Origin of the sequence: Tropicimonas sp. S265A, assembly GCF_049800835.1 — a bacterium.
Taxonomy (GTDB): Bacteria; Pseudomonadota; Alphaproteobacteria; order Rhodobacterales; family Rhodobacteraceae; genus Dinoroseobacter.
The window spans coordinates 220149-230809 of record NZ_JBNAFU010000007.1; the positions used below are offsets into that span (position 1 = coordinate 220149).

The 10661-nt window shown below is 61.5% G+C and carries 9 protein-coding genes; 4 read left to right on the forward strand and 5 right to left on the reverse strand.

Annotation, left to right across the window (positions count from 1 at the left end; genetic code table 11):
• Positions 1-20 precede the first annotated feature (20 nt).
• From ACP15N_RS16510 to ACP15N_RS16520, 3 genes are all read right to left on the reverse strand, one after another.
• Positions 21-1058, reverse strand: a complete 1038-nt coding sequence (locus tag ACP15N_RS16510) for a TRAP transporter substrate-binding protein (RefSeq protein ID WP_425093434.1) — start codon at positions 1056-1058, stop codon at positions 21-23.
• A gap of 27 nt (positions 1059-1085) precedes the next feature.
• Positions 1086-1901, reverse strand: coding sequence for a putative hydro-lyase (locus ACP15N_RS16515; protein ID WP_425093435.1), 816 nt, complete (start codon positions 1899-1901; stop codon positions 1086-1088).
• A gap of 82 nt (positions 1902-1983) precedes the next feature.
• A complete protein-coding gene (locus ACP15N_RS16520; RefSeq protein WP_425093436.1) occupies positions 1984-2925 on the reverse strand; it encodes a LysR family transcriptional regulator in 942 nt (313 codons plus the stop codon).
• A 154-nt stretch (positions 2926-3079) separates the two neighbouring features.
• On the opposite strand from ACP15N_RS16520, the gene ACP15N_RS16525 reads away from it, so the two are divergent.
• Together ACP15N_RS16525 and ACP15N_RS16530 are read left to right on the forward strand one after the other, a co-directional pair.
• Positions 3080-4030 carry a TAXI family TRAP transporter solute-binding subunit gene (locus ACP15N_RS16525; RefSeq protein WP_425093437.1) on the forward strand — a complete coding sequence of 317 codons (951 nt, stop codon included), beginning with the start codon at positions 3080-3082 and terminating at the stop codon, positions 4028-4030.
• A gap of 48 nt (positions 4031-4078) precedes the next feature.
• A complete protein-coding gene (locus tag ACP15N_RS16530) occupies positions 4079-5836 on the forward strand; it encodes a TRAP transporter permease (RefSeq protein WP_425093438.1) in 1758 nt (585 codons plus the stop codon).
• A 15-nt stretch (positions 5837-5851) separates the two neighbouring features.
• Here the strand turns inward: ACP15N_RS16530 and ACP15N_RS16535 are convergent, their stop codons facing one another.
• Positions 5852-6865 carry a HupE/UreJ family protein gene (locus tag ACP15N_RS16535; protein ID WP_425093439.1) on the reverse strand — a complete coding sequence of 338 codons (1014 nt, stop codon included), beginning with the start codon at positions 6863-6865 and terminating at the stop codon, positions 5852-5854.
• A complete protein-coding gene (locus ACP15N_RS16540) occupies positions 6862-7668 on the reverse strand; it encodes a peptidyl-prolyl cis-trans isomerase (protein WP_425093440.1) in 807 nt (268 codons plus the stop codon). Before ACP15N_RS16540 ends, ACP15N_RS16535 begins: the two co-directional genes overlap by 4 nt.
• Positions 7669-8073: 405 nt before the next feature.
• Here ACP15N_RS16540 and ACP15N_RS16545 point away from each other — a divergent pair, with 405 nt between their 5' ends.
• Entirely contained in the window at positions 8074-9474 is a 1401-nt protein-coding gene (locus tag ACP15N_RS16545; protein ID WP_425093441.1) for a selenium-binding protein SBP56-related protein, read from the forward strand.
• A gap of 3 nt (positions 9475-9477) precedes the next feature.
• Positions 9478-10137: a hypothetical protein gene (locus tag ACP15N_RS16550; protein ID WP_425093442.1), complete on the forward strand. Its 660-nt coding sequence runs from the start codon at positions 9478-9480 to the stop codon at positions 10135-10137.
• Positions 10138-10661 lie beyond the last annotated feature (524 nt).

The following is a 10661-nucleotide window of genomic DNA, read 5'->3' on the forward strand; positions in this document are numbered from 1 at the left end:
GACAGGGTGTCCCGGCCAGATCAGTTGGTGGGAACCTGAACGCCCACAACCTCTCCGACAGATGCGTTCCAGCGGCTGGCCCAGTCGCCGCCCGCGCGCTCTGCCCAGTCGGGCAGCACTTCGGAGACAAGGATGGCGCGCGCCTTGTCGAAATCGGCTTGCGAGGCTTCGACCAAGGTCATGCCGCGCGCGTCACCGACCGGGCATTCTCCGTTGCCGGTCAGGCACGCGATGTCATTGACCAGAGCGTCCTGCGCACTGGCCCAGGCCGGGCCCTCGAACTCTGCTGCAATGCTGTCGGAAATGACGGTTTGCTGTGTTTCGGACAGGCTGTTCCACTTGTCGAGGTTGATTGCCGTGACGACCGAGTCCCAGCCCCCCAGCGGGATGGGCAGCAAATGCGTCGAGACTTCCCACCAGCCCGCACTGTAACCGGACCCGGCGCCAGTGACCGCGCAATCCACAACGCCCTTCTGCAAGGCGCCCGGCACCTCTGAGAAAGACACGTTCACCCCTTCGGCACCCAGCGCCTCGAGAAACTTGGCCGTCATCCGGCCCGAAGCGCGCACCTTCTTGCCCTGCAAATTATCAAGGCCGGAAATTTCGGCATTGCAGAACACGACCTGTGGCGGATACGGCGCAATCGCCAGCACGTGGCTGTTGAAGCGTGTATTGTAGATATCCTCGACCATCGGACGGGCCGCATCGACCATCGCACGTGCGCTTTCGGCATCCAGCGCCAGAAGCGGCACATCGAGTCCTTCGAGCTCGGGTGCGTCAGCAACCGCATAGTCCGCGACGGTCATCGCCACATCGTAAACGCCCTGCCCCAGAAGCCGATAGATGTCTCCCAGGCCCAGACCCATCTGATCGTGGGTGGTCAGCGCAACCTCCAGATCGCCCCCGGAAGCTTCGGGCAGTGTTTTCGTCCAGAACGGCGCTTCGTATTGCTTGTGGAGCGGCAGGCCGGACCAGCTGCCCACAACGTTCAGGTTTTCCGCCAGCGCCGGCGTGGCGATCAGAGCCGTTGCGGCCATCAGCGCGAGTTTGGTTGTCATGTCTAAATCCTCACTACGAGTTGGAAATCAGGCCGCCGTCAGAACGGTGACCTTGGCGTCTTCGGGCACATCGGTGATCAGCATGTGACCGGGTTTGTGAGTGATGCAGATCGGCAGGTTGGCCTGCTCGATCGCAACTTGCGGGGTCACGCCGCACGCCCAGAACACCGGGACGTGGCCGTCCGGTACTGGCGCGGGGTCGCCCCACTCCGGGCGGGCGACATCGGCAATCCCGATCTCGGCCGGGTCGCCCCAGTGAACCGGCGCGCCATGCGCGGTGGGGAAAGCATCCGAAATTTCAACCGCCAGCGCGACCTGGTCCTCGGGGATAGCGCGCATGCTGACAACCATCTTGCCACGGAACGGACCCGCAGGCACCGTTTCGAGCCCAGAGCGATACATCGGCACGGTCGTGTCGTTCTCGATATGCCAGAGCGAAATCCCGGCATTCATCAACGCGCGCTCGAAGGTGAACGAACATCCCAGAGCGAATGCGACGAAATCCTCCTGCCAGATATCGGTAATGTCCGCACAGGACTGCGCGAGCCTGCCGTGTCGGTAAACATTGTACGCGGGGACGTCGGTCCGGATATCAATCTCTGCCCCCAGCGTGAACATCATCGGGTTGCCAGTATCCGACACCCCCGACACCGGGCATGGCTTCGGATTACGCTGGCAATAGCGCATGAAATCAAGCGCGAAGCGTTCGGGCAGTATGGCGAGATTGGCTTGCAGAAACCCTGGCCCCAGCCCTGCGGTGTGGGAGGCATAGGCGCCCGACCTGATGGCCGCGCGTACCGCTTCCGGCGATTGTTGGCGAAGTTCGTTGTAAAGCACAGACACCCGGCACCCCCATCGTGTGGTCAAGGGTTGCAGCGAATTCGCATCAAATCAAATGCAATCTTTCTCTCAAATGATATCCAAGTTATTTATCGCCTGCGAAGGTTCTGGCGACGTCCAGAGCGAGCGACGTCGCGACTTCGATCAAGTGGCTCTGGGGTTCTGCAACGGAACTGGCGGTGAAAAACAATGGCGATGGGGTCCATCCCGGATCGAAATCCTGCAAGACGCCGCGCGCGACCAGCGGGCGTCCCATGGCTTCGGGCAGCGCGGCGACACCAAGTCCCGCTTCAACCAGCCGAAATGCCGCTGACAAGGAAGACGATGGAAAAATAGAGGCCGTCGGACCGACCCGCTCCAGAAGTTCGGCTTTCAACTCGCGATAGGGACGCGTGTTGCGCGCATAGGAAATCACCGGGTGTTTCAGATACCCGGCGGGGCCTTCGGGTGGCAGTGGCAGATCGGTCGCTGCGTACCATGCAAGCCGAAAATCAGGCAGCGCAACATTGTCCACGGCAAAGTCCGAAACAGGTCCCAACAGCAGCGCAAGATCAATCTCGCGTGCCAACAATGCATCGCGCAGGTTGCTGGAGATATCGACATGCAACTCGACCTGAACCTTGGGGAATTCCTGCCGCAACCGGGCGACGAAATCAGGCAACCAGCATTGCGTCACAGTCTCTGACGCGCCGATCCGCAGCCAGCCGTCGACCGCCTTTGGGTCCACGACCTTGCGCTCAACCATGTCTGCCAGATGCTCGAACTTCTCGGCATAGCCGAGAAAACGCTCCCCCTCGCGGGTCAGGGTCATGCGCGCCCCAGAACGATCAAACAGCACCTGAGATAACGTTTCTTCCAAGCGACGGATTCGCGTGGTGACGGCGGGTTGCGACAGGTTGAGTGCCTGCGCGGCGCGCCGCACGCCGCCCAGGCGGACGACCGCGAGAAATGCGCGGATCTGTTCAAGGTTGAGACCGGACATCGCTTCCCAGACCGTTTCATCCCCTGAAATCGGGGGCACTGTCACCGGTATACGTTCACTGACGCAGGCACGAAAGCCACTGTTCCCGCGCATGACCCGTTGCAATGACAGGACGTGACAGGCAGGTTCAGCGCATCGGAGGCGTAGCGCGCGGCGAGCCATGACCGCGCCGACGCTCGTCCAAGTCTGGGAGGACCCTATGAAATTCACGACTATTCTGGCGGCCACTGCCTTTGCGATCACTGCGCACGCGGCCCAAGCGCAAGAGCGTGTAACTTACAAATCTGCCAAATCGACCTCGTCCTACTATCAGATGGGCGTCCAGATCGCGGAAGCGATGAAGGAAGGCACAGGTGGCGACATCCTCGTCACGCTGGAAGAAAGCCAGGGTTCGGTGCAGAACGTGATGGAGGTAAAGGCACGCGGCGCTGATTACGTCTTTACCACACCGCCTGCATTGGTCGGCCTTGCCCAGGGCGGCAAGGCCATGTTCGAAGGCAAGTCGGACCCTGCGTTCGACACGATCCGAGCGTTGTTTCCAATTCCGTCGCTGACCATGCATTTCGTCATGTCCGAGGCGAGCGGTGTGACCGATTTTGCCGGGATGGAGGGCAAAACACTGCTTCTTGGCAAGGGGTCCTTTGGCGCGCGCGAGGGGGAAAAGTACCTCGGCCTCTTTGGCCTGGAGGGCAAAGTTGATCTTGCCGAAGTCGAACTGTCGAACGCCGTCTCCGCCCTCAAGAACGGGCAGATAGACGGTTTTGTGACCGCCGGATCCTACCCTGCACCCAACGTTATCGAGGCCGCGGCGACCACCGGCGTGACCATTTTGTCACTGAACGAGGAGCAGATCGCCCAGACCAAGCGCACGCGACTGGTGATCCCGGCAGGCACCTACACCGGACAGGACAGCGATGTCGTGACGACCTCTTTGCCGGTTGTGGCCTACACCACGACGCAGATGAGCGATGATACCGCTTACGCGCTGACCAAGACTTTCTGGGAACAACGCGAGAAAATGGGGGAGGCCGCGCCATGGTGGTTGGGCGTGAACGAAGGCTTGATGGCCGCAATCAACGGCAAGATCCACCCCGGCGCCTTGCGCTACTATCAAGAGGCCGGTTTTGCCCTGACGGACGCCCAGATGTGATGCGCAGGGCCGGCGGCCCCGCCGTTGGCCCGAATTGAAAGTCCACTTATGCGATTGATCCGTGTCACGGCGGCGCTCGTGCTCGTGGTGTTTCATCTCGGCCTGATTTTCTCGGGACTGGTGCCGAACCTCGTGAGCCGTCCGCTGCATCTGGCGCTGGCCTTGCCGTGGATATTGCTTGTCTGGGACGGGTCTTTTGTGAAGCGCATCAGCGGGGTCGTGTTGACGATCCTCGGCGTCGGCGCTTCTCTTTGGGTAGCCTGGAGCCACGACGCCCTGTCGGATCAGTACGGGTTCCTCGAAGGGCCCTTTCAGGTCGCCGTCGCAGTTACCCTGTTGGGCGTCGTGCTCGAAGCCGCTCGGCGCGCCATTGGCTGGCCCCTGCCCTGCGTGGCAGCCCTCGCCCTGGCCTATGGCCTGTTCGGGCAGCATATTCCGGGGGAGTTTGGACATTCCGGCACGCCGCTGCCCAGTTTTCTGGGCACGCTGACCATTGCCGAGGGCGGCATTTGGGGCAGCCTGACCGGGGTATCGGTCAACGTTGTGGCCATCTTCGTGATTTTCGGTGCCGTGCTGAACGCCGGAGAGGCGGGGCAAGGGTTCATGAACCTCGCGTCCGCCGCGGCCGGTCGGCTCAAGGGCGGCGCGGCGAAAGTGTCTGTCCTGTCCTCGGCTTTCTTCGGGTCTATTTCGGGGTCAGCCTCGGCCAACGTGGCCTCCACTGGTGCGATCACGCTTCCGGCGATGACCCGGCTCGGCTACCCCAAGAGGCTGGCAGCCGCGGTGGAAGCGGTTGCCTCCTCCGGCGGGCAGATCATGCCGCCCCTGATGGGGGCCGGGGCCTTCGTCATGGTGGAATTGACCGGGGTGCCCTACACTTCCGTCATGGCAGCGGCGCTCTTGCCCGCGATCCTGTATTTTCTGGCCGTATGGGTGGGTGTGAACGCCTACGCCGACAGGTTCGATCTGGCCGGGCTGGCCGCAGAAGACCGCCCGACCCTGATGACGGTCCTGATCACGAGCGCATTTTTTGCAGTCCCTTTCGGCATCCTGCTCTGGGGGATGTTCGGCCTGCGGGTCACACCACAATACGCCGCGTGCATCGCCATTCTTGCCGCGTTCGTTCTGCTGTTCTTCAACGCTCGCGGCGTCGGTTCGTGGAAAGAAACGACCGCGCGGGTCGAGACCGCGCTTCTGACCGCCGCACAACAGGTCTCGTTGATTGCATCGATCATCGTCTGTGCGGCAATCATCATCGGCGTGCTGTCAATCACCGGACTTGGGGTCAAGATCACATCCCTGATCCTATCTGGCTCCGGTGGGCTGTTGTGGCCCGCCTTGTTGCTGACCGCTCTGGCCTGCCTGATCCTCGGGATGGAGGTCCCGACGACCGCGGCCTACGTCATCTGCATTTCCGTGGCCGGTCCGGCGCTGATCCAACTTGGACTGGAGCCGCTGCAAGCGCATCTTTTCGTGTTCTGGTTCGCCTTGCTGTCCACGATAACGCCACCGGTCTGCGGTGCCGTGTTCATTGCCGCCGGAATGATTGGCGAGAACTGGCTGAAGGTCGCCGTGACGGCGATGAGCCTTGGCTTCGGACTCTACATCATCCCGCTTGCCATGATCGCCAATCCGCACCTGATCGGTCTTGAACAGTCCCCTGGCCTCGCTATCGTCTCGGCGCTGCAAATCGGCCTTGGACTGGCACTGATGTCGATGTCCATCGTCGGGCGGCGTGGCGCGCCACTGCGTATCGGGCTGTTCCTGCTGGGAATGGCAATTGTTTTCCTGCAAGTGATGATCTGATCCGCACCGACGCGGTCAGGCGAAAAAACCCGCCACGCGATCAAGGGTCCAGTAGGCCGCGATCCCACCGATTGCGTAGGCCAAGACCGGCAAGGCAACAGGGCGGCTGCGCTCCACCAAGGTGGGCACGATTGTCTTGGCGGAGTGATACGCTGCTAGCACGACACAGACGAACAGGATCTGCCCGGCCTCGACACCGACGTTGAACGACACCATGGCCAGAGGAATGTCGCCTTCCGGCAAACCGATCTCGCGTAGCGCGCTGGCAAAACCCAACCCGTGCAAAAGACCGAAGGCAAACGCCACCACCCACGGCGCGGTCTGCATGAGCGTCGGGGGCGCTTCCGCGGGGCGCAGAATCTCAGCGGCCAGAAACACAATGGACAGGGCGATTGCCGCCTCCACCGGTGGCATCGGCAGGGAAACAGCGCCGAGCGTGGCTGCCGTCAGCGTAATGCTGTGGGCGACCGTGAACGCGGTGATCGCCAGAAGCAAGGCGCGGGTGCCGGACACGAGAAACAGAAGCCCAAGGACAAACAGCAAATGATCGATCCCGGCCAGAATGTGATCCATGCCAAGACGGAAATAGCTAACCAGCACAGTCAAGAAACCCGGCGCATCTGCAAGAACGACGCTTGTTGCTGCAGGCGTCAGGCGAAACGTCTGGGCAGAAGCCCCGATTTCAGGGGTGTAGCGGATCAGCACGTCAGTGGCCGTTTGGTCCAGTCCTTCGATCAACAAGGGCGCCGATGAAAGGGCCGGGTCACACTTTGCGACCCAACCGGTCACGTAGGCGCGCCCGTCAAACCGCGGCGGCGGCCCTCGCCTCGGCACACAGCCCTCGGGCAACACTGCATCAATACCCATAGGTCGGCCGGAGACTTGCGGCTTGCGCAAGGTGATGCGCCAAACCCCCTCTTCCAATGGATCCACTTCGAGGTATCCAGGCTCCAGCGCGTGCGCGACGACTTGCTGCGCCGGACAAAGTAGCATCAAAGCCAACAGGAAAGCCCGGAAAAACCGCGTCATTGCCCCAGCACCATCGCCGGATCCGGGCGGGTGATGTCGTATTGCGAAACCAGTCCTTCATACCGCGCCGCCCTCAGGTCCTGCGCCATACTGGCGCGCCACGCCAACTCAACCCTGTCCCGAACCTCTTCGAAGGGCACAAGCGTCTCCGGGTCGCTTTCGTTGACACGCACCAGATGCGTTCCAAACCCGGACGTGACCGGCCCCGCCCAGATCCCGGTTTCCAAAGTTGCGACCTGATCAAAGAAACCGGCGCCGAAGGTGGCATCAACGGCCTGTGCAGAACTCGGCGGCATGGCAGGCTGCAAGAGCGTACGCGCCCCGAGCGCTCGCGGGTCTTCACCCGCCTGCAATCGGGCGAGGGTCGCCCGAAGGGTTTCTTCGGACGCGTCGGACAACAATACCTGAGAGAACCCCACCTGTCCCGGTCGTGTGAACTGTGCCTGGTTCTGGTCGTAGAATGTTCGCAGGACAGCGTCGTCCGCAATCGCGGCCTCCGCCCCGGCCTCGGTCAGGAACTCCATCTTCTGCCGCAAGCGGCGGCGGACAATCGCATCGCCCTGGTCGAGTCCAAGCGCGAGCGCTTCGCGGACATAAACCTCCTCCGCGATGAAGGTATCGATCAACGCGTCGAGCTCTTCGGCGGTTGGGGCACGCCGCCACGTGGCTGCAAATTGATCAGCCAGCCAGCGCGCATCCTGAACCGAAACATCCAATTGCGCGCGATCAGGTTGCGGTGGCGCATCATCCACCCACCAGAACAGCGCGAACAGCCCGGCGCCCAAGGCAAAAAACTGGATCATGGGTTGGCGAAGAACAGCAAACATGGGGCAACTCTGGGGCAACGATCGCCGGGTGTCCGCCAACGCCCGGCCCCTGCCCTGCGGGGCCGTGCCGGGCCCGGGGGCTCCGAGCCGGTTTCTGTATAATCCCCAAAACAGTGCGCAGCAACGCCTGACCCGGTGAGTGCCGCACCCGAAGAACCTGACGCCGGGTCAGGCCCAAGAGCACACAAGGATCGCCCGAAGCCCGCTTGAGCCATGCGAGACCTGTAATGTCACGGATGATCGAACGTTCAGGCGGGTTTGCCGACCTCGTGAGCCAGAATTCGCAAATCGTTTGCTGAGAATCTCCGGCTGTGACAGCCTCAAAATTAGGCGCTTTATAAAAACACATTCGCGCGCCCGCATTTAAGGGAGGACCTCACCATGAACTTACGTCCCGATCCAACATTTTACGCGACACCAAGGCTGGCCATGGAAGCCCCCGCGGAAACGCTGGCCTTTACCCTGATGCTCAGTCCCGACGGATCGCAGCCAGATGGCCTTGCTGTTGTGGATGTTGATCCGGGCTCAGACACCTACGGCCAGATCGTGCACCAGGTGATCATGCCCTACAAAGGCGACGAGTTTCATCATTTTGGCTGGAATGCCTGTTCCTCGGCGTTGTCGCCCCTGACGGGCCATGCGTTCCTGGAACGCAGATACCTGATCATCCCGGGCATTCGGTCCTCACGCATCTACATCATCGACGTAAAGGAGCCGCTGCAGGCGAAGATTCACAAGATCATCGAACCCGAAGAGTTGTTTGCCAAGACCGGCTACTCACGCCCGCATACGATCCATTGTGGTCCCGAAGGCATTTATGTCAGCACCCTTGGCGGTGGGGGCGCGGGCGGGACAGATGGCCCACCCGGAATCTTTATCATGGACTGCGAGACCTTCGAGATCCGCGGTCGCTACGAGATGGATCGCGGCATTCAGGACAAGCATTACGACTTCTGGTGGAACTTGCCGCGCGACTACATGGTCAGCTCCGAATGGGGACTGCCGCCGCAATTCGAGAACGGGATCGTCGCCGAGGACCTGCTGTCGAACAAATACGGACACACGATCCACTTCTGGGACCTGCGCGGGCGCAAGAACATCCAGAGCATCGATCTTGGCGAAAACCACCAGATGGCGCTGGAAATCCGCCCGGCCCATGATCCGGCCAAAGAGTACGGGTTTTGCGGCGTGGTCGTGGATACGACAAACCTTCAGGGGGCGATCTTCACGTGGTGGCGCAATCCGGACGGAAAGTTTGAGGCAAAGAAGGTCATCACCATCGACCCGCAACCGGCAGCAGCAGACGATTTGCCGGACCTGTTGAAAGGGTTCGAAGCGGTGCCGCCGCTGGTCACGGACATCGACCTCAGTCTCGACGACCGCTTCCTCTACGTTGCTTGCTGGGGCACCGGCGAGATGCACCAATACGACGTTTCGGATCCGATGAACCCGACACTCGCAGGCAAGGTGGAGATTGGCGGGATCGTCAGAAAAACCCCGCATCCGAACGGCAAGGCCTTCGGCTACGGCCCGCAAATGGTCGAGATAAGCCGGGATGGCAAGCGCGTCTACTGGACCAACTCCCTCTATTCGACATGGGATGACCAGTTCTATCCGGGCGAAGGTGGCGCGGCGATGGTGATGGCAAATGTAGGCGAGAACGGGGGCCTGACGCTTGCAGAGGATTTCTGGGTCGAGTTCCCCGACGGCTACCGCAGCCATCAAATCCGACTTGAGGGCGGAGATTGCTCAACTGACAGCTTCTGCTACCCGTCAGTCTGACGGGTGGAGGCACTTACCTCGACGACGGCTCTCTGGGGGGCCGTCGTTGCCTCGGGCATCTATCACGGTGTGAACCCCGGCATGGGGTGGCCACTGGCGGTTTCGGCAGCGCTGATGGACCGACAGCCAGGCAGCCTGCTCAAGGCGATGGCGGCCCTGGCGATCGGACACCTGGTCGCGATGGCCACCATCCTCGTTCCGTTCTCGCTGCTGTTTGTACTGGCGGCATGGCAGCGCGAGATCCAGATCGGGGCCGCGTGCCTGGTGATCGCGCTGGGGCTGTACCTTCTGGTCAACCGGCGGCATCCGCGGTTCCTGTCGCGTGTTCCCCCTTCAAGGCTCGCACTCTGGTCTTTTCTCGCGGCCATGGCGCACGGAGCCGGGTTGATGCTGGTGCCGATCTACCTTGGCATCTGCAAAACGGTCGAGACCAATTCCGGACACGCCGCTGCCGACATGTTGATCAGCGGAAACCTCGGTGTCGCCGCCCTCGTGGCGGTGCTTCATACACTGGCAATGATGGCATCGGGCGGCGCGCTTGCAGTCGGGGTGTATCGGTGGCTCGGCCTCAAGTTTCTATCGCGCAGTTGGTTCAACCTCGATCTTGTCTGGGCGCTCAGCCTGATCCTGGTTGGCCTCTTGTCGCTGGTTTTCACACACTGAGGGTCTAGCGGCAGCCCAAGACGCCATTGGTGCGAATTCTCCCCCCCTTCCGACTCGCTTTGTCCCCGGCTTTCCGGTCCTGCGGTGTGCGTATCGTGCGGGTGTCGTGCGTATGTGGCAGGTGGTTTTGCCTGATGTCCCGCTCACGAAACTTGTGATCGGTGCGAGGTTTCGCCCGCGCGCGCGGTTTCTTTCGTAACGTCACGGGGGTGTGAGCGGTGTGACAGGGCCAAGCCTCTGATTTCACGTGGCTTTTCCGAGTGCTGGCGGAAAATCGCACAGCAACACCCCTCACGCGGGCGTGATGCGCATTTTTGCACATATGGGTCGGCCCAAATGCCCGTTTCTTTCCAGGACGATCTGCCCCAATTCTCCCTCATCGGCAGGCACAAACGACCTGCCGCTCACCAAAACCCAATCGCGGCGCAACGCACATATCGCCCGCAACGCACATATAAAGGAAAGACCCAATGAACCGCACACTGATCCTCTCCGCTCTCGTCGCAGCCATCGCAGCCCCGGCG